Annotated in this window: 18 protein-coding genes; 4 read left to right on the top strand and 14 right to left on the bottom strand. The window is 39.9% G+C overall.

The window, feature by feature from the left end; genetic code table 11:
• Positions 1-17: 17 nt before the first annotated feature.
• Positions 18-956: a VanW family protein gene (locus NST66_RS09820; RefSeq protein WP_033578921.1), complete on the top strand. Its 939-nt coding sequence runs from the start codon at positions 18-20 to the stop codon at positions 954-956.
• Between the two features lie 39 nt (positions 957-995).
• On the opposite strand, the gene NST66_RS09815 is transcribed toward NST66_RS09820, so the two are convergent.
• The 14 genes from NST66_RS09815 to NST66_RS09750 all read right to left on the bottom strand — a co-directional run bounded on the left by NST66_RS09815 (position 996) and on the right by NST66_RS09750 (position 16790).
• Positions 996-2561 (bottom strand): BCCT family transporter, encoded by a 1566-nt coding sequence (locus tag NST66_RS09815; protein ID WP_033578920.1) that lies wholly within the window; start codon positions 2559-2561, stop codon positions 996-998.
• A gap of 66 nt (positions 2562-2627) precedes the next feature.
• Positions 2628-3815 carry an iron-containing alcohol dehydrogenase gene (locus NST66_RS09810; RefSeq protein ID WP_033578919.1) on the bottom strand — a complete coding sequence of 396 codons (1188 nt, stop codon included), beginning with the start codon at positions 3813-3815 and terminating at the stop codon, positions 2628-2630.
• Between the two features lie 29 nt (positions 3816-3844).
• Positions 3845-5014 carry a Zn-dependent alcohol dehydrogenase gene (locus NST66_RS09805; RefSeq protein WP_230624627.1) on the bottom strand — a complete coding sequence of 390 codons (1170 nt, stop codon included), beginning with the start codon at positions 5012-5014 and terminating at the stop codon, positions 3845-3847.
• Positions 5015-5035: 21 nt separating this feature from the next.
• On the bottom strand, positions 5036-6562 hold the full coding sequence (locus NST66_RS09800; protein ID WP_080754420.1) for an aldehyde dehydrogenase family protein: 1527 nt from the start codon (positions 6560-6562) through the stop codon (positions 5036-5038).
• Positions 6546-7874: a lyase family protein gene (locus NST66_RS09795; RefSeq protein ID WP_340843289.1), complete on the bottom strand. Its 1329-nt coding sequence runs from the start codon at positions 7872-7874 to the stop codon at positions 6546-6548. Before NST66_RS09795 ends, NST66_RS09800 begins: the two co-directional genes overlap by 17 nt.
• A gap of 23 nt (positions 7875-7897) precedes the next feature.
• On the bottom strand, positions 7898-9331 hold the full coding sequence (gene aldA / locus NST66_RS09790; RefSeq protein WP_311264500.1) for an aldehyde dehydrogenase: 1434 nt from the start codon (positions 9329-9331) through the stop codon (positions 7898-7900).
• Between the two features lie 23 nt (positions 9332-9354).
• Positions 9355-10500 carry a mandelate racemase/muconate lactonizing enzyme family protein gene (locus NST66_RS09785; protein WP_033578916.1) on the bottom strand — a complete coding sequence of 382 codons (1146 nt, stop codon included), beginning with the start codon at positions 10498-10500 and terminating at the stop codon, positions 9355-9357.
• A 239-nt stretch (positions 10501-10739) separates the two neighbouring features.
• Positions 10740-10877: a hypothetical protein gene (locus NST66_RS09780; RefSeq protein WP_165573317.1), complete on the bottom strand. Its 138-nt coding sequence runs from the start codon at positions 10875-10877 to the stop codon at positions 10740-10742.
• Between the two features lie 139 nt (positions 10878-11016).
• Positions 11017-11952 (bottom strand): ABC transporter substrate-binding protein, encoded by a 936-nt coding sequence (locus NST66_RS09775; RefSeq protein ID WP_157876214.1) that lies wholly within the window; start codon positions 11950-11952, stop codon positions 11017-11019.
• A gap of 18 nt (positions 11953-11970) precedes the next feature.
• On the bottom strand, positions 11971-13317 hold the full coding sequence (locus NST66_RS09770) for a sigma-54-dependent transcriptional regulator (protein WP_033578915.1): 1347 nt from the start codon (positions 13315-13317) through the stop codon (positions 11971-11973).
• Entirely contained in the window at positions 13307-15448 is a 2142-nt protein-coding gene (locus NST66_RS09765) for a sensor histidine kinase (RefSeq protein ID WP_033578914.1), read from the bottom strand. The genes NST66_RS09770 and NST66_RS09765 overlap by 11 nt, the downstream gene beginning before the upstream one ends.
• A 210-nt stretch (positions 15449-15658) precedes the next feature.
• Entirely contained in the window at positions 15659-15781 is a 123-nt protein-coding gene (locus NST66_RS09760) for a YjcZ family sporulation protein (protein ID WP_013056948.1), read from the bottom strand.
• 189 nt (positions 15782-15970) lie between these two features.
• Positions 15971-16483 carry a GNAT family N-acetyltransferase gene (locus NST66_RS09755; RefSeq protein ID WP_098627186.1) on the bottom strand — a complete coding sequence of 171 codons (513 nt, stop codon included), beginning with the start codon at positions 16481-16483 and terminating at the stop codon, positions 15971-15973.
• A gap of 82 nt (positions 16484-16565) precedes the next feature.
• Positions 16566-16790, bottom strand: coding sequence for a hypothetical protein (locus NST66_RS09750; protein ID WP_033578912.1), 225 nt, complete (start codon positions 16788-16790; stop codon positions 16566-16568).
• 146 nt (positions 16791-16936) lie between these two features.
• On the opposite strand from NST66_RS09750, the gene NST66_RS09745 reads away from it, so the two are divergent.
• From NST66_RS09745 to NST66_RS09735, 3 genes are read left to right on the top strand one after another with little or no spacing between them, the layout of a single operon-like run.
• Positions 16937-18559: a spore germination protein gene (locus NST66_RS09745; protein WP_325075525.1), complete on the top strand. Its 1623-nt coding sequence runs from the start codon at positions 16937-16939 to the stop codon at positions 18557-18559.
• Positions 18549-19772, top strand: a complete 1224-nt coding sequence (locus tag NST66_RS09740) for a Ger(x)C family spore germination protein (protein WP_325075527.1) — start codon at positions 18549-18551, stop codon at positions 19770-19772. The genes NST66_RS09745 and NST66_RS09740 overlap by 11 nt, the downstream gene beginning before the upstream one ends.
• Positions 19773-19792: 20 nt before the next feature.
• Entirely contained in the window at positions 19793-20893 is a 1101-nt protein-coding gene (locus NST66_RS09735; RefSeq protein ID WP_325075528.1) for a GerAB/ArcD/ProY family transporter, read from the top strand.
• Positions 20894-21014: the final 121 nt, after the last annotated feature.

Raw genomic sequence — 21014 nt, 5'->3', positions numbered from 1 at the left:
AAAGCGAGGTATATGATATGAATTTCACTTGGATGGTTGGACTTTTAATGCTTATTCAACCTCTTTCTACACAAGACCACCTATCTATTACTCATGACGGTAAACCAATTGAACGGATTGAACGGGACAAAGTGGCAGTACCTCTTCTTCCTGTACCCATGGTGGATCATGATCGATACAATCTTCTTCTAAAAGAATTGGATAAAAAAACATATAGAGAGCCCATAAATGCCCGCATTGATAAAAGCGGACAAATTGTTCCTGAGCAAGCGGGTGTCAAACTATATCATAAAGATTTTGCGGAGAAATTTTATACTTATTTTTTTAACGGCGGTACGTCAATCTTAGAAATCCCGACGCTTCCTGTTCCGCCTCGCGTGGATAAGGAGCTGCTTGCAACGATTCGTATTAAGCAAATCGGTCATTATCATACGGTATTTAACCCCCATAATAAAAATCGTTCTCACAATATTTCTCTTGCGGCTGAATCACTAGACAGCAGCGTCATATTTCCTGGGGAAGTTTTCTCTTTTAATCAAACCGTTGGAAAAAGAACGGCAGCAAAAGGGTATATGCGTGCGCCAATCATTGTAAAAGGAGAGTATTCCGAAGGAGTTGGAGGAGGAATTTGCCAAGTTTCTTCTACTTTATTTAACGCCGTCGATAACGCTGGCGTCACGATTACGCAGCGCTACTCACACAGCCGCAGTGTTTCCTACGTACCTCCTGGGCGAGACGCTACCGTCAGCTGGTATGGACCTGACTTTCATTTTAAAAATACGTACAGTGATCCTTTGTTGATTCGAGCGCAGGTACATGGCGGCGTCGTAAGCGTGGCCGTGTACTCTACTGATGCGATTGAATACAAGCCTCGCCGCGTGCCTTGGGCTTCTAATGAATCCTTGCCAAAAGAGAAAAAACCTAAATCACATGTTCATAGTGACATTGCTGATTAAAACATAAAAAAGCAAGGAGTAAGCCCTCCTTGCTTTTATTTATACAGCTTTTGTTTCATCCGCTTCTTTAATCGCAGCATTTTTATCTACCTTTGTAGTTCGATCGTATTTGGCTGGATTTTGAGCAATTTTGACTAATGCAATAAGAACACCTATACCTAAAAACAGTGCAGGAACTCCTCCTAGATTGGCTAACATTTTAATTCCGTCTAGCTTTGCAAAACTAATCATCACCCATCCTACCAAACTTACGGTGACACCCCATACTACTTTAATCATAATGCCCGGAGACGGACTTTGAGGAGAAATCCCCGATGAACTGATTCCGCCCATCGCTTCCATGTTAGAATCCGCGGCTGTGACGAATGAAATAAACACGATAAACAAATAAAACGGAATAACAAATTTCGCAAATGGTAAAGCAGCAAATACTGCATACAAAACGGCTTCAGGCCCGTTTTGTGCCATAATATCTGCGAGTTTCCCCCCTGTCATTTGCATATGAATCGATGTTCCGCCAAATATCGTCATCCATACGCCTCCAAAAAAGGCTGGTAAAATAAAGTTAACAAGAATCATCGTTTTCACTTTATATCCATATGCAATTCTTCCTAAAAATAATGCGGTGATAGCGGCCCATGAAAACCAGCTTGCCCAATAAAAAGTAGTCCATGACTGCGGCCACGTATCACCTGCTGCCGCTCCTGTAAATAAACTTTTTTCAAAAAAATGAGTAAAATAATTACCCGCCGATTCCGTTCCTAAATTTAAAATATAAGAGCTTGGTCCTACAATAAAGATAAAGATGGCAATTCCATAGAATGCTTTCATATTAATATCTGATAAAATTCTAATTCCTTTCATTAAGCCGCTTGATGCGGATAAAATAAAGGTAATGGTAACGGCAGCCGTTATAATCGCCCACAGTAAAGGGTTGCTGGCAATACCGCTCAAATGATTAACGCCTCCTGCTAAATTTAAAACACTCGTTCCAAGAGAAGAGGCCATTCCAAGAGCAAGAGTGTACAAACACACCGCATCAATTACTTTTCCTGTTTTCCCGTTAATTTTATCCCCTAAAATCGGAGCTAGCGTAGACCCTAGACTGAACGGTTTTTTCATATTGTAATAAGCAAATGCAAATACAATTGCAGGTACGCAATAAATTGCATATGGCGAAATGGTCCAGTGAAGATACATAGAAGACATAGAGAAAATGGCTGCTTCTGGAGAATTCGGTTTAATTCCTAACGATTCAGGAGGTGCAGATACATGGTAAATCGGTTCCACAATCCCCCAAAACGTAACGCCTGCAGCTATTGTTGTACATAAGGTAATCGCAAACCAGTTGCCAAATTTAAGAATGGGTTTTGCATCAGGTCCTCCTATTTTAACATTGCCAAGCGGTGAAAAATAAACACCAATGCATGCAATTACCATCAGCAGCCCGCTAATGCTAAACAGCCAGCCTAGATTGGAAATAACCCAATTATTTGCATTAGTTGTAACTGTAGTAAATGTTTCACGGTTTGTAAAACTTAGTAATGCAGCTCCAATTAACAATAAAAATGGAGGCCAAAATACAGCATGTCTGATCTTTTTCATTACGCTTCCTCCTGCCTAATTAATGAGATGGTACATACCGCTTCTTGGAAACGGTATGTGCTTCTATCAAACTTTCGACGCTCCTACGCTCATAATTGCATGTGCAAACTGCTGTAAATCATCTTCACTGGCAAAACGTGCATTATTTACTCTCATCGGTTCATTTTCAACTGAAAGCATCACGTCCACAAAGTCAGAGATGTTCACAGCCGGTTCATGCCCCTCTCCAATCGCAAGGTTTAATCCACTTACAGCCACTAGACGCTTAAATTCTTCTGCCCCTGCATAAGCAAGCTCTTCCTTCGTTGAAAATGTTTCTTTTACTCCCAAAGCTCTTGCTACGTCTGCATACAGTTCCACTGCACCTTCAGTATTCCAGTCGTACACAGCGTGCAAGGCAATTGAAACCGCACGGCCGTGATGGATTTTCCCGACTGTTCCCAAGGCGTGTCCTATGCAGTGTGCAAGCCCCGTTCCTCCTTGTTCGATTGCCATTCCTGCAAGCGTTGCCGCTATCGCGAGGTTTCCTCTTGCCTCTAAGTTTTCAGGCTGCTGCAGAGCTGTTTCTAAATTTTGACTCACTAATGAAATCGCTTGAAGGCTCAGCGCTTGAATAAAAGGGTTCGTACGCTTGCCTGTGCATGCTTCAATTGCATGTACAAGCGCATCTAACGTAGTGGCAGCTGTCAAGAAATCCGGCAGTTTTGTAGTAAATCGCGGTTCTAGTATCGCTAGTTCCGGTGCCATATCTTGATCCCACGCCCACACCTTGACTTGATTATGTGTAGAGAAGACAACCGTGCTCGTGACTTCTGCTCCTGTACCGGAAGTAGTGGGAAGCATAATCGTTTTCACTTTCTTTTTCGCAAAAGGGTTCGCCATGAGAGCATAATGCATCGTTTCATACTGATCTCCTGCAACTAGCGCAGCCATTTTAGCCACGTCCATAGCTGAACCGCCTCCAAGACCAATGACGCACTTTATCTGCTGTTCACGAATTAGCTGTGCAGCAGCATCTATTGAAGCGGCCGTAGGATCACTTTTCACATCATGAAAAACGAACGTTTCTACACCTTCACTTTGAAGCGCTTTCAATACAACGTCTGCTAAACCAACTTTTATTACCCCTGGATCCGTCACTAACACGGCTCTTTTTTCCCCGCTCACTGCTTCAACATCTTTTCCAATTTGCAAAGCTCGGTCTACTCCATACGCTATGCTTGTTTTTGTTGTAAATTCAAATACTGAATTCATTGTTTTTCCCCTTTCTTAGCTCATTTACATTATGAAACGATGTCAAATTCATCTCCGTTTTCTAACGAATCTTGAGATGCAATTGATGGAAATTCGATTACTGACCGGCCTACGTTTATACAATTACAATCGTGAAATGATTGAAAAGCTTCGTTAATATCGTCAAGCTGCATGCGCCCAAGAATCAGTTCGTCTAACATAAATTTTCCGTCTAAATAAAGCTGAGCAATTTTAGGGAAATCACGAAACGGCTGCGTGTCTCCGTAAAAGCTTCCTTTCAATATTTTGCCGACACGATGAAACCCTCCGCCTGGTAAACTGATAGACATGGATGGGTTAAAGGCTCCTACTACAACTACCGTGCCTCCTTTTCTCGTTCCATTCCAAGCAGATTCAGTAGCTTTTGTATGACCCGAGCAGTCAATCGCGAAATGGACGCCGTGGCCTCCTGTTAAAGCTTTTAAAGCTTCACTTGCTTCTTCTGAAGCTACATTTATCGTATGAGTAGCTCCGAATGTTTTAGCAAGTTCCAAATTAGCTGGTTTTACATCGCATGCGATAATTTTGCTCGCTCCTGCAATCCGAGCCCCTTGAATGGCGTTAATGCCTACTCCTCCGATGCCAAAGACGGCTACGGTAGAACCCGGCGTAACTTTGGCTGCGTTTACAGCTGCTCCGTACCCCGTCGCTACACCGCATCCAATTAAAGAGGCTTGAGCCATCGGCATCTCATCAGGAAGTTTAATACAAGACATTTCCGGCACCACCGCATATTCAGCAAAAGTGGAAAGCAGCGAGTTGTGAAAAACCAGCTCTCCATCTTTGCTTAATCGAGAAGTACCGTCTAACAGCGTTCCGTTAAACATCGGACCAAAAGCTGAATCACACAGATGTACGTCCCCCGTCACACAAAACTCACACGTGCCGCAGTAAGGAACCCAGCTAAGCGCTACTTTATCTCCTACTTTTACCGTTTTCACATTCAAACCGACTGCGGTTACAATACCTGCACCTTCGTGTCCTAAAATAGTAGGCGTTGGTGTAGAAGGATCTTCCAAAGCATTTAAATCACTGTGGCACACGCCCGTTGCTTCTATTTTCACAAGTACTTCATTGGCTTTTGGTGCTGCTAAATCCACCGCTAAAATTTCAAGAGGCGCATTAACGCCCGTCATGACCGCTGCTTTCATCTTCATCATACTTTCCTCCAGCTTTTTAATTTAATAAGCCATCCATATCGCTTTTACTTTTGTGTAAGATTGAAGAGAATGAATCGCATATTCTTTCCCCCATCCGCTTTGTTTCCATCCTCCAAACGGGCTAGCAAAATCATAGCAGCCGTATTTATTGATAAAAACCATGCCTGCTTCTAGCTTTTTTGCTACACGATTGGCTCTTGATACATCTTTTGTCCAGAGTCCAGCTGCTAAACCATAAATCGTATCATTCGCAATTTGCACCGCTTCATCTTCTGTATCAAATGAAATCACACACAGGACAGGGCCAAAAATTTCTTCTTGTGCAATAGTCATCTTATTATCAACATCTGCAAAAATAGTAGGACGGATAAAATACCCGTGCTTATTATCTCCGCTCATATCGCGCTCGCCGCCCGCTGCTAGCGTAGCTCCTTCACGTATGCCACTCTCGATATAGTACAAGATTGACTGCATATGAGATTCAGAGACTTGAGCTCCTTGATTTGAATCAGGATCAAAAGGGCTGCCGCATTTGTAGCTATTTGCATAATCTGCTAGCTTATCAACTACTTGCTTATAAATGTCACGCTGTACTAACAAGCGCGTAGGCGCTGAGCATTTTTCTCCTTTATGTGTAAACAAGCCGTAAAAAGAACGTTCAATCGCTTCATTCAAATCCGGTGCATCGCTAAAGATAATATTAGGTGATTTCCCTCCAAGCTCAAGCGTGACAGGCTTTAAATTAGAGTCAGCAGAATCGTGAACCAATTGTTTGCCTACTCCTGTGCTTCCAGTAAAAGATACTTTATCAACTCCCATATGACGGCTGATATGAGAACCAATCGATCCTTTTCCTAGAATTAAATTTAAAACACCTGGCGGTAAGATGTTTGCTTCATCGATGATTTCTACCAAGCGAATCGCAGAAAAAGATGTGGTGCTAGACGGCTTTAAAATAACGGTGTTCCCCATTGCTAGAGCCGGCGCTAGTTTCCATGCGGCCATATCGATTGGAAAGTTAAATGGTACAATTTGACCGCATACACCGATCGGATCGCGGGTTGTATAACTCACAAAATCTCCTTCCACCGGATTATTTTCACCGTAATATTTATCTGTCCAGCCAGCGTAATACTCAAATAAATCGGACGCTTCTTGCACATCATCATGGTATGATTCTGTATAAAGCTTGCCGTTATCAAGAGACTCTAATGTGGCGAGCTCTGCCTGATGTTTTTTAATTAAGCTGCTTATTTCTCTTAAAATTCGCGCGCGTTCTTTTCTTGTAACGCTTGGCCAAGGACCGTGGTCAAACGCGTGTCTAGCTGAGGCTACTGCTTCATCGATATCTTGTTTTGCTGCACTTTGAATTTGACCATTAATTTCTCCGTTTGCAGGGTTAATAGAATCTATTAATTCGCCGCTTGAACTCTCTTGCCACTTGCCGTTGATGTATAGTTTTTTAGGCTCTTTCAGCCACTCTTTTGCCCATACCAATGCAGGTTGTTCCATTCCTTTAAATAAGGTTTTTTCATTTAGTTTTGTCATATTCACGTTCCCTCCATTTTTTGAGTCCTTCATATCCTGTCTTTTTTAAACGATCTGCAACGCGGCTGTAGCCATGCTTTTCTTTCATTTCCACAATCAATGGAATAAACGATTGAGAAAGCTGCTGACAGCGCTCTGAATTAGCTGATAAATCTTGCACACAAAAAGTCGCAAAATTCCTTACAGCTCTTGTTAAAAACTGAATGCTGTCTAAAATATTAATTCCAGCAGCTCCTTCAAATACATTTAAATTCAATTCTCCATGTTCAAGGGCAGCTTGAACGGTTCTGTCACACCCTAACACTTGAAAACAGCATTGAATCAACGTTTCTGGTACAACCGGGTTAACTTTGCCCGGAAAAAATGAGGAACCTGCTTGAACAGACGGCAATTGAATTTCTCCAAAGCCAGCTTCTGGTCCGGAAGACAGCAGTCTTAAATCTTTAGCAAATTTTATAAAAGATGTAGCCAGCTGTTTTAATTCGTTCGAAACATTAGCTAAATCATCAATATTTTGTGCTGCATCAAATAAATTAGCGCGGTGGTAAAGCCCCATACCAGATAGACTAGACAGCTGCTGAACGACCTTGCTTCGGTATATTTCTGATGCTCCTATCCCCGAACCAATAACCGTACCTCCAAGATTAACAGCGTGCAGTTCTTCTACAACTCTTTTTAAATAGTGCGTACGCCGTGAAAAAACCGCTTCATATCCGCTGAATATATTACTAAGCGAAATACTCATCGCATCTTGCAAGCAAGTCCTTGCGATTGTCATCACAGGCTGGAACTCTTCAATCTTTTTTTGAAGAATAGAATGGAGATGCTCCATTCCTTTTTCTAAAAAATGATAGCTTTTAATAATCGCAATTCGAATGGCGGTATGACACACATCAGAAGTTGATTGAGATGCATTTACATGTTCAATCGGATGAACGGGAAGATGATGTGGCCACTGCTGGTTTATCCAGCCTGCTATTACTTCGTTCACATTCATATTCGTCCCAATACCGCCTCCGCCGTGCAGCACATCAATCAAAAAATGATGTTGATAAGCAGTGCTTTGCAATTGGTCACATGCATTTGATATGGATTCTCCAATGTCTTTTGGAATTACGCTAGCTTCTACATTTGTTAAGGCAGCTGCTTTTTTTACGGTTAACAGTGCATACACGTAGTCCGGATATTCATGCAATCTTTTATTAGAAAATGATAAATTTTCAATTGTCCGGGCCGTGTGAATGCCATACAAAACCTCTGCTGGGAGCTCAACTTTTCCTACACTATCTTCTTCCACACGCGTTTTCTCCACCTGTGTTCACCTGCTTTTTAAAATTAAAATTTCATATAAACTGTTTTTACCTGTAAAAACTCTTCAAATCCATGCTTGCCATCGTCTCCGCCGATTCCCGACTGCTTCCAGCCGGAGTGATAGCCTTGATACGCCTCGCCCTGCTGGCGGTTCACGTATACTTCACCGCATTCTAGCTGCGTAGTCAGCTCCATTACGTAGCGATAGCTGGATGTATATACATTAGCGGTTAAGCCGTATTCAGAATCGTTCGCTAGATCAATTGCTTCTTCAAGAGATTCAAACGAGATAATTGGAAGAACGGGTCCAAACACTTCTTTTTGCACGATGTTCATTTGTTGCGTGCACTGATCTAATAGCGTTGGCGGATAAAAGCTGTCACCTAATTCCTCTAGCAAATAGCCTCCGCATAATATAGCGGCTCCTTCTTCTGCGGCCTCAAGTACCATTTGATGAACGCGGTTTGCTTCAGATTTGTTAATCAGACAGCTCATTTCTGCATCTGGATTAGCCAAACCATCTTTCACTTCTACATTTTGAAACGCTTTCAATAGTTTAGTAGTAAACGCTTCTTTTACACTTTTATGAACGTATACACGCTCAGTGTTATTGCAGACTTGACCGGAGTTAGCTAACCTGCCTCCCTTAATTGCTTCAACCGCTAAATCAATATCGGCATCTTCCATTACAATAGCAGGAGCTTTTCCGCCTAATTCAAGCGATGTACGAATCATGTGACGAGAGCATTTTTCCATAATGCCTTTGCCTACTTTGGTACTTCCGGTAAATGTCACCATGTTCACATCAGGAGATGAAGTTAACGTTTCTCCTACAATGTCATCCATACCTGTTACGATATTAATAACACCTTTTGGAAAGCCGGATTGATGAATGCACTCCGCTAATGCTAAAGCAGATAAAGAAGATTTTACGCTTGGCTTGACCACAACCGTATTACCTGCGACAAGCGCCGGCACGATTTTTCTCATCAAAACATAAATTGGAAAATTCCAAGGTACAATCACCGCGACTACGCCAAGAGGCTCTTTATAAGAAATAATCTTTTCTTTTACGTTATCGCTGTCTACTACGTGACCTTCAATGCGTCTTGCCCACTGAGTTTGGTATTCGCCAAGCTCCGCTCCGTAAAACACCTCTGATTTCGCTGCATTTAAAGGTTTTCCCATTTCCTGTGTAATAGCTGTTCCAATGTGTTCAATATGTTCTTCTGTTTTCATGTTTGTTAAAAATTTTTTAATTTGTTCAGCCCGGTCATATGAAGGACGAAGCTTCCACTCTTTAAAAGCTTGATTAGCGCAATAAACAGCGTGCTCTGTTTCTTCTATACTGCAGGAAGAGACTTGGGCTACGACTTCACCCGTTCCTGGGTACGTAACATTCATTTGATTGCTGCTTTGAACAAATTCTCCGTTTATATAAGCACTATATTTCTTCACTTTGTGTTCACCCTTTATATCAGTTAAATAGAAACTGTATTTTTTTCACCCACGTAGAAATGATTAATTTCGTACTGCTTTAAAGCTTCTTCATCCAAATCGATACCTAAACCCGGCTGTTCTGGAGCTACTAAGTAACCATCTTTGTCGATCATAAGCGGTTTTTGCTGAATATAATCTCTTCGTTCGTTAGACCATGCGGGAGGATCATAAGGAAATTCTAAATACGGACAGTGGCTGACCGCCGCTGCTAGATGTAAATTTGCCAGTAAACCAATGCCGTTTGTCCATGTATGCGGGCTGAACCAAGCGCCGCTTCCTTGAACAAGATCCGCAACTTTTTTCGTTTGCGTAATTCCTCCTGACAATGCTACATCCGGCTGATAAACGTCTAATGCATTTACTTTGTTCAACTCTCTAAAGTCATGCATATGACGGTTCATCTCTCCCCCTGCGATTCGAATACCTACTGAGTCCCGAAGTTTTGCCATCAGTTCAAACTGATGAGAAGGCAGTGGTTCTTCAAGCCAAAAAACTTTCAGCTCTTCAAGTTCTTTCGCTACTTGATAGGCCATTTTTAAATCCCACGTCCGTTCAACGTCCCAAGGCATTTTCCATCCTTGATTTGCGTCAACCATAATTTCTAGCTTGTCACCAACTGCTTTTCTGACCGCTTCCACTACTTGAATATCGTCTTTTACATCTTTGTGATGAAAACGAATTTTCATTGCTTTGAACCCTTGCTCTACAAATCGAACCGCACGTTCCGCACGTTCTTCAGGAGTCACGATTTCTCCCGTTGAAGCATAAGCGAGAAGCTTGTTAGATCGGGCTCCAAGCAGTTTATAGACGGGCTGTTTTGTTGCTTTTCCCATCAAATCCCATAGAGCTAAATCAAGCGGCCAGCATCTTCCATAGTGAAAATCTATATTTTGTATCACTTGTGCATGTCGTTCAATGGCAAAAGGATCTTGACCGATAAACAAATGTTCATGTCCCTCAAGCCCCATCATTAAATCTCCTGATCCCACTCCCGTTATTCCTTCATCCGTATGTACATAGACAACGGTAGAAGCAAACTTTTTGCGGGGCTCGGGGTCCCAAGCTGCTTTAAAAGGCGGATTTAAAGGCAGTAAATAATGTTTGATCTCTATTCCCGTAATTTTCATTGAATACTAATCTCCTTACATTTCAGCATTTTTACTTTCACTTATATCTATTGCAAGATGCGTGCCAAGTTTAAATAGCTGACGTAATCACTACTTAATAGAAAACAAAAAATAAATTGTAGAAAATTCACACAATTAACTGTAGAAATTTTCTACACTCTACAATAAAAAAGAGGTTGAGACATAACGAAATAAATCCAATTGAAAGACGAACAAATGAGATACATGAGCTGGACTGCTTATGACACCGCAATTGATTTCCGTGCAAGACTTCGCTTTCCGCGGGCGGCCGCTGAGCCTCCTCGTCGCTTTCGCTCCTGCGGGGTCTCACCTGTTCCGCTTTTCCCGCAGGAGTCTTCGCCTTGCCCTCCAATCAACTGCTAGAAGCAACGAAACAAATAAAACGATATGCACCATCACAAAAAAAACGAACCACTCATCAAACAGGTTGATGAATGGTTCGGTTTTTACTTGAGCTCAACTACTTTTGTTCCGCCTCTTTTTTTATTATATCTATCAACGAGTAATCAAGTGATTTTCCAGTAAAAATTTATAGGCAACATCTGATACGTCTTTGTGTAAAATATCAACTTGGTAATTCAGCTCTACCATCTTTTTATTCGTTAGTTTACTTGATAGTTCATTTAAAGTGGAAACAACAGACGGATAACGGCTTGCTAATGATTGTTTTACTACGGGAGCCGCATAATAAGGCGGAAAAAGAGATTGATCTTCCTTTAGTAACACAAGGTCGTATGCTTGAATTCGACTATCAGATATCATTCCAATCCCTACGTCTACTCTGCCTTCTTTCACCGCCAAAGGAATAATTTCTGAATCAATTCCAATGATTTCAGTTGAAACGGACTTTAATTCATAGTTATTAGCTAATTGCATCAAGCCGTCTTTTCTTTTTAGAAATTCATTGTTTGTAGCTATTTTTACTTCTTTATTTTGCTTTTTTATGTAGGAAATCAAGTCAGAAACAGAGTTTAAATGATGCTCCTTTGCAAAAGAACGGTTAACTAAAACCCCCCAGCTGCTGTTAAAATGGCTAGTGTTCAGCCACGTTAAGTGGTTTTTCGCATCCGTTTCTTTCACCAGCTGATACAACTTTTTTTCATTATAAACCGGCTCTTGGTTTTGATGCACAATCCTTGCCGTACTCGTATATTCCCAGTACATATCAATATAGCCCGCCAAGCTTGCTTTTCGAATAGAATCGCTGTCTAAAAAGCGCCTTTCGTGTACAGTAGCTCCTTGTTCTTTTAATAGAAGCGCGGTCATTTTCATTAGTAGATATTGCTCTGTCATAGATTTCGACCCAACTGTAATACTAACAGAATCGAGAGACTTCTTTTCTTCCCTAAGAGGGGTAGTACTTTGCTGCTGACATGCTCCCAGTACTGTAAAACACAGTACTAGTAAGCTGAATATTTTACGATAGGTCATTTCTTTCATATCCTTTTTCTAAAATTTAAGACCCATTTTTTTCATTTTATAAATTAACGTATGGCGAGCAATTCCTAGTTTTTGAGCTGCTTTCGTTTGATTGCCTTTCATTTCTTCAAGAGCGTTTTTAATCATTTCTTCCTCTACTTCACCTAATGCATGTGATAAATTTGTTTGTTTTGCTTTCACCTGCTGATTCCTATATGAATGAGACTCTTGCTTATTAAAAAGATATGTTAAATCAGAGAGCTCAATTGTGCCATACCGTTTTAAAATATGAACTCTTTCAATCGCATTTAACAGCTCACGAATATTTCCCGGCCAATCATAAGAAATTAGCTGTTGAAGTGCCGCGTTTGAAACAGCAAGCGTCTTATTGTATTTTGTATTTAACTTTATAATGTGGTGATGAATGAGCGGCTCAATGTCTTCTTTTCGATGCCTTAGAGGAGGAATGGTGACCTCCATTAAATTTAATCGATAGTATAAATCTTCCCGAAACTTCTTTTGTTCTACTAGTTGTTGAAGTGGTTTATTTGTAGCTGAAATAATTCGGACGTCCAAGGATTCATACTCGTTGCTTCCGAGCTGCATTACTTTTTTTTCCTCGATCACATGCAATAGCTTTGCCTGCATGCTTAACGAAATTTCTCCAATTTCATCTAAAAAGATTGTACCGCCGTCCGCAGCAGAAAACTTACCTTTTTGAGAAGAAGCAGCCCCTGTAAACGCTCCTTTTCTATAGCCAAACAGTTCACTTTCAAGAAGGGCTTCTGGTATGGCTGCGCAGTTGATAGCGACAAAAGGATTCTTTTTTCTATGACTCTGCTCATGTATCCATTTAGCCATCGCGGTTTTACCTACTCCGCTTTCACCTAGAATTAAAATGCTAGCGTCTGTATCTTTTACGTACTCTACCATTTCCACTAACTTGTTCATTTCTGGGCTTTTTGAAATAAAGTCTTTGTCTTTACCTTTTTCCATCACGGCATCCGGTTGCTTGTCCGTACATAGCGAAGCAATAATATTTTTTAGTTCTTCAAGTTCAATAGGCTTATTCAAATAATCAGCAGCCCCTATTTTCATAGATTGCACAGCGCTCTCAACATTTCCGTATGCAGTAAGCATGATTACTTTTGATTGCGTTACCTCTTTTAACTTCTTTAATACATCGATCCCCGTCATATCCGGAAGCATATAATCTAGTATCACCACATCGATATCCAGCGTTTTAGCCATTTGGATTCCTTTTTCTCCAGTATATGCGGCGTGCGTATGAAAACCAGATTTCTGAAGCTTTTTGGCTACCAGCTTACAAAGGTTCTGCTCATCATCAATCATTAACACACTGCACTTATTCTCCATGTTTTTTGCCTCCTTTTGTATTTTTCTGTTTGGGAAAACGACATGTAATGGTTGTCCCTTTGCCTTCTATACTTTCAATAAATAATTCTCCTCCATGTTCTTTTACAATATCTCTTGCAATCGTTAATCCTAGTCCTGAACCTGTTTCTTTCGTGGAGTAAAAGGGATTAAACAGCCACTCTAAGTCCTGCTTGTTGATGCCTGAACCCGTATCTTCTATACGAACAACCACATATTCTTCGTTCATATTCATTGTTTGAATGGAAGCGATAATATACCCGCCCTCATCCATTGCTTCCATTGCGTTTAAGACAATATTTAAAAACACTTGAATCAATTGATCATAGACCCCTGCAATCAAACATTTTTCCTCAAAGTCTTTTACAATGCTAATGTTTGCTTCATTACACTTTAAACGCAGTAAATGAAACACTTCTTCTAACACTTGTACAAGTGACACTTCCTTCTTTTCCTTTTGACTCATGTTTGCAAAATTAAGAAAATTATTTGTAATCTCTTTGAGACGGTTTACAACGATGAATACATCCGCAGCAAGCTCTTTTACTTCTTCTGAGCAGGCGCTTTCTTCCGCTTCATCTAGCAAAAGTTCAGCTGATCCTGATAAAATGGCTAAAGGATTCTTTATTTCGTGGGCAATTCCTGCCGTAATTTGTCCAATAGACGCCAGCTTATCACTTTGCTGCAGTCTTAGCTGTAACTGCTTTATTTCGGTAATATCTTGCATGACCGCGATAATCCCCATCACTTCACTTGTGTCGGTATAAAAAGTAGAGGTCGTAACTTTAACAATTCTTTTTCTGCCGTCTGAATCGAGAATATAGCTTTCTATCTCTTCCATGTCTTTTCCCGATGCCAATGTGTGAAGCAAAATAAAATCTACGCTTTCCGATTTTATTGGTAAATCTTCTAAGTTAACACCAATCATGTCCTGACGCTGAAAAGCAACCATTCTTTCAAACTGCTGATTCACGTATGTAATTTTACTCCTCGGGTCAATTGTAATAATTCCATAAGGAATTCCTTCTAATACATCGTGAAGGTATCTCTCACTTTGCTCAAGCATTTTTTGTTTTTCATAATTGCTATTTCCCATTTCAATAATTGTACGTGTCAATATACTCAGCTCATCATCCCTTGCCGGCGCTTCTTTATTTAATGGCACGAACGTTTGAGAATTCCGGTACGTTTTTGCATAGCTTGTAAGCTTTACGATTGGCTGTAAAATATTTTTGATGCCTAACCATATAAAAAATAAAGCAAGCAGCAATATACTAATAAAACTAACGCGCAGTAAAAGAGATAATTTATGTAAAGGAGAAAAGGCTACGTTAGTCGGTACACCATAAACCAAGTTCCAGCCTTCTTGGTTCGTTTGATAAGCTGCTAAACTCTCTTGTCCATTATGATTTATGTGAGTATAGCCAGAAACGTTTGGTATTTTGTCTACTGAAAACTTCTTGTTAAGCTGCTTATCGCTTGTAGATGCGATGACATTTCCTTTGCGATCTGCTAAAAAACCGAAGTGTCCTCGTGACAGGCTGACGCTTTTTAACACCTCTGATAAATAATCCCGGCTTAGTTCTGCAACAATAATTCCTTTAAATTCTTTATCCTTAGTAAGAACGGGTACAGAAATGGTTACTACTTTTTGATGACGATAATTTTGAATAAGATCCGATAAAGCGTACGTATGTGTCCAATACACCTGGGTAAAATTAGGGTGATGATAAATTAAATTGTTTTGACTTGAAGCAAAAGGCGTTTCAAACTTTACGCGTTTTTGTTCATTGATATAGTAAATGGAATGAATAACTGAACTTTGTGAATTTGCTTGTTTAGCTCGGTTATACATTCTATTTATGTTAAGATCTGACTCTAGCCCCTCTCCTGCAATAAGCTGCAGCTGCGAAGCCACATGCTCAATTTCTGAATTCAGCCTTTTAGCTATAATATCTTTACTTGCAATGTTTTGAACCTTTACATCTTCTTTAATAATTTTGCTTGCATAACCTGTAATGATGTAATAAATGATGATGCCCGGTACAATTAAAATAACCGTAAATAAAAGAAGATATTTAGTTGTAATACTTTTCGAAATAGGAAAGTTCACCTTATGCCCTCTCTTTTTTGTTTGCTTCTTCATAAATGTAAGCGTTATTATCTTTATTAAAAGTATAGCAGATATGAATCGTAATAGGGTTTTTAATTGTTCAACCGTTCATCATAGCTGCTAGTGAGCATGTAATTCCCTTAAAAGCTAACGGACGTTTTAAACACAAAAAAGCCTAAAGAAATTTCTTTAGGCTATTCAGTGATATAATTAGCAGCCGTAGCCGCCACCATAACCACCGCTATAACAACTACATCCGATGATTACTAATAGAATAAATAATACAACTAATAAAGCGAAACCAGAACCGAATCCACATCCAGCATTAGACATACAAGCACTCCCTTTCAACGTAATTTTCTGTTGCTAAAACAAAGAAGGTTCAAACATGGGGTGTTTCTCATGGATAGGTTATTGTATGTCTGCCTAGACGTTTTGGTTTGCTGTCCTGCTCATTTTTTAAAAAATTGGGCTTGTTTTCGTCTTTACAACTCGGAAAATGTAATTCCGTAAGAGTAAAGCTCATTTCCACTCTTCCTTTAAAATCGCGTAATAATATTCATCCCACCATCCTTTTTCAGTTGGAATACATTTTTTGAAATACCCTTCTCTTCTCATCCCGATCTTCTCCATAACACGATAAGAAGACATATTCTCAGGTTGACAAGTAGCAATAACCCGATGCAGTTTCATGGTATTAAAGCCATAGTCCACGATTGCTTTTGCCGCTTCTGACGCATATCCTTTCTGATGATAGAGGGAATTAAATACCCAGCCAATTTCATAAGTATGGTCCCCAAAATAGTTAAAAAAGACGATATGACCAATTAGGATTTTTTCGTTTTTTAATACAACTGGAAAATTTTTAACGTTTTCTTTCATATTTTCATTTACAAATTTCTTCGCATCATCCTTACTAAAAACACCTTCTGGTATGTACTTCATGACATTAGCATCAGATGTATATGTGTAGACATCTTGCCAATCTTCATATTTAAATTTGCGTATTAGTAGTCTGCTAGTCTCAATGTTCATGTGGTTCTCCCCTATCTCAAAGCTATCTTTCTATACGCTTGTTTCGATAGCGAAGAGATAAAAACCTCTTTGCACCAAGTTACTATTGTTTTTGTTGACGCTTCTTTAAAACAAGGTAAAGTGACTCTGCAAAAAAGAAAAACAAAAGAGAAAAAAGGACAAATAATTCGGCCACTTCCATTACACGAAACGGGCTTAAAGCATTGTATAGTGCCTGCAGTACGTTCGCTCCTTGAAAAAGATCAATTCCTACAGAAAGAGCAATCACAGATCCAAATAGCAGCAGGCTAACTCCAATAATTTTCATTCCTTTCACTCCTTACCTAATGGTTACTTACCTCATAGGGTCGTCATTTTCATTTACCGTCATGCAAAAGATATTTTGTTAAAAATTACATAATTATACGGTTTTTGGTCAAATTAATAAAAACTATAGTAAGGGTGCTTTCATTTATGCCTTCGTTTTTTAAAAATCAAAAATCTAAAAATAAGCTTGAACCTCAGGCAGATCAAACAAACAGCGAACAAACAGCTTCTTCTCTTAAGAATCTGCTGTCGGAGAACCTTACCTTAATCAAAGAGAAAACTGGAAACAGCTCAGATATTGTGATTCGTCATTTTAAAATAGGCAGCAATAACAGCTTAGCTGCTGCTATCGTCTACATAGAAGGGATTGTAGATGATCAGGCTATTCAAGATTACTTACTGCAGTCTCTTATGAAAGATAATGAAAAAAACGAACTAAACGATAAAAATGCATTAGAGTTAATTTCCGAAGACATCGTAACAATCGGCAACGTATCGTTTGCAGATAACTGGAATGATTTACTGTCTTCTTTGATGTCAGGAGACAGCCTTCTTATTGTCGATGGCATAAACCGCGTACTCAGCGTGAGTACACAAGGCGGTGAAAAGCGTGCCATTGCAGAATCTACTACAGAAATGGTAGTGCGGGGACCAAAAGGCGCCTTTACTGAGTCTATTGGCACAAACTTAGCTATGGTGCGCCGAATTATTAAAACACCTGACTTATGGCTAGAGTCGATGAAGATTGGCCGGGTAACTAAAACGGATGTCACTGTTATGTATATTCATGGCATCGCAAACGATAAAGTTGTAAAAGAAATTCGAAAGCGATTAAAAAACATTGATATTGATAGTATTTTGGAATCAGGTTATGTTGAGCAGCTGATTGAAGATCAAACAATCACTCCTTTTCCCACTATTTATAACACAGAAAGACCCGACGTGGTGGCAGGTAACCTTTTGGAAGGAAGAATTGCTATTTTTGTGGACGGAACTCCTTTTGTCCTTATTGCTCCAGCGTTGTTCATTCAATTTTTCCAATCGGCTGAAGATTACTACGCACGCTTTGATATTGCCACGTCCATTCGTCTTTTGCGGGTGTTTATGTTTATGATTTCACTTATCGCGCCTGCTACGTATGTAGCGGTTACAACATTTCATCAAGAGATGGTACCTACAACGCTTATTGTAGCTCTTGCAGCACAGCGAGAATCTGTTCCATTTCCCGCGTTCGTGGAAGCTTTTTTTATGGAAGTCACCTTTGAAATTTTGCGTGAAGCAGGGATTCGTTTACCAAAAGCTATCGGCTCAGCTGTATCGATCGTTGGAGCTCTTGTTATTGGGCAAGCAGCAGTTCAAGCGGGAATCGTTTCACCAGCTATGGTTATTATCGTATCCATTACAGCCATTGCTAGCTTTGCCACACCGTCTTTCGATATGGCTATTTCAGCGCGTTTAATTCGTTTTTTATTTATACTAGGAGCGGCTACATTCGGTTTCTATGGCATTATCCTTATTCTTTTAATGGGGGTTGGACATCTGTGCAGCTTACGTTCATTTGGTGTTCCTTACATGACCCCATTGGCACCCTTTATTCCTGCAAGCAATGAAGATACATTGCTGCGGTTACCTTGGTGGACGATGAGAAGAAGACCTAAATTAATTAGTGATAACAAAGTTCGTCAAAGCAAACATCAAAAGCCTGAGCCTCCTTCTTCAAGAGGTATGATTAACCAGGAACTTGAAAAAGGTGATCAAAATGAAACGTAAAAGTTTATTTTTACTGCTAATGACCATAATGATGGTATTGCTTACTAGCTGCTGGAGTAAAAAAGAGTTAACGGATCTTGCATTTGTATCAGCAATGGGCATTGATAAAACGAAAGACGGGCGGTATGAGCTTACCTTTCAAATTATTAACCCGGGAAACGTAGCTGGGTTACAAGGGGGCGGCGGTACCCAAAGTCCGCCTGTTACGATCTATTCTGCTTCCGGTGATAATTTAGTTGAAGCAAGCAGACGCGCTTCGGCTAGAATTTCCCGAAGACTTTATTATGCCCATACCAACTTAGTCGTGATCGGAGAAAAGCTAGCGCGTGAAGAAGGAATTAACATTCTTATTGATTCTATTGATCGCGATCCTGAGTTTAGAATTACGACTTCCTTAGTAATCGCAAACCAGTCAAGTGCTGCTGATTTGGTAAAAGCACTAACGCCTGTCGATAAAATTCCAGCAAACAAAATTATGAAAACGCTGGAGTTCACTCAAAGAAAATGGGGAGAAAATCTAAAGGTTTCCTTTCAAGAAGTGATGAGGTCTCTCGAATCTCCCGGAGGAGAAGCACTAGTCTCGGGTTTTCGTTTAGTTGGAAATCCTCAACAAGCAGAAAAATTAGATAACCTCCAGCAAAGCGCACCAGAAGCTACCCTTCGCGCTTCTGGCATTGCTGTTTTTAAAAATGGAAAGTTAATCGACTGGTTGTACAATAGTCCAGCCAGAGGCAGCGTTTGGATTCTTGATAAAATACAAGGAACGGATATTAATATAGACTGGAAAGGAAAAAAAGAAGCGCTTGCCTATCAAACAGTTCGTCAAAAAACGGATGTATCTGTAAAAATGAAAAAAGGAAAACCTTATGTGTCCGTTCACACTCGCGTAGAAGGCGATCTTGGAGAAGTGGAGGTCCCTGTTGATACCCGTCAACCTGCTGTAATCAAAAAAATGGAAAAAGCTGCGGGTAAAGAAATAAAAAAAGAATTACAAACAGCTATTAAACAAGCTCAGACAGACAAAGTTGACATCTTTGGGTTTGGAGAAGCACTGGAACGCACGCGCCCTAACCAATGGGAAAAATTCAAATCAGAATGGGATGACGTTTATTTTCCAAAATTAGATGTAGACGTTACAGTAGAAGCTTACATTCGCCGAACGGGTCTGCGCAATAAATCGTTTCTCTCTAGCGTAAAAGAAAAACAACAATGAGGTAAGGAGGTTCTGGCTATATGGAAAAAGCAAAAATCAGCGCCATTCAATTATTCATTCTCATGGTATTATTCGAACTGGGAAGCGCTTTATTAGTTCCTCTTGCAATGAGAGCGAAGCAAGATGCATGGCTAGCTATTTTAATTGGAATGCTGTGCAGCTTTTTTTTCTTCTTAGTCTATCATAAGCTCTATTCCTACTATCCGGACCTCCTCCCTACAGAATACATGCAGAAAATTTTAGGTAAGGCACTGGGAACACTTCTTGCATTCGTATATATTGTCTATTTTTTATACGATGCATCACGAGTTCTAAGAGATTTCGGAGAAATGCTTCTTACTTTTGCTTATCCGGATACGCCTTTATTTATTGCCAATGCCTTATTGATGCTGGTCATTATCTATATAACCCGAAAAGGAATTGAAGCGATAGCCCGGTCGGGAGAGCTTCTGTTTATTTTTATGTATTTTCTAGCTATTGCAGGCTTCATCTTAATTATTAGCTCAGGATTAGTTGATTTTAAGAACTTGCAGCCGGTATTAAAAGAAGGAATACTTCCTGTTGCCAAAGTTGCTTTGACCGAAACGCTATATTTTCCTTTCACAGAAGCTATTGTATTTACTATGCTTCTTCCTTACTTAAGCAACCCAAAAAAAGCAAGTGTGACCATGCTATGCGCAACGGGATTAAGCGGAATTAATCTAATTATTACGATGATCATTAACATTAGCGTGCTTGGAGTTGATCTAACGACAAGATCACAGTTTCCTCTTCTTAGTACTGTCCAAACGATCCAAGTAGCTGATTTTTTAGAGCGTCTAGATGTATTTTTTATGTTCGCTATGGTGATTGGGATTTATTTCAAAGTTAGCATCTTGTTTTATGCTTCTATAATAGGTACAGCTACTTTATTTAAAATTAAATCTCCTTCCCGTCTAGCGTATCCTTTAGGTATCATTGTGCTGTTTTTGTCGATTACAATCGCTAGTAATTTTCAAGAACACCTTTATGAAGGGCTGCACGTAGCAAGATTTCTTTTGCATATGCCGCTATTTTCTATCGTACCCCTACTGCTTCTGATTATCGCCTTTTTAAAAAATAGGAAGAAGCAGCACAGATAGTATATCTCTACTAAATAGAAAAAATGGCGTTAAAATTATTGAGGTGATGTTCGTGTATATATGGTTTTATGATCATTTTGTTAATACCATCTTATTTCCGCTTACTTGTATCATGCTAGTG

It is taken from the genome of Priestia sp. FSL W8-0524 (genome assembly GCF_038005965.1).
GTDB lineage: Bacteria > Bacillota > Bacilli > Bacillales > Bacillaceae_H > Priestia > Priestia zanthoxyli.
The sequence above is the reverse complement of the archived record's forward strand: the minus strand, read 5'-3'. Positions and strand labels throughout refer to the sequence as shown.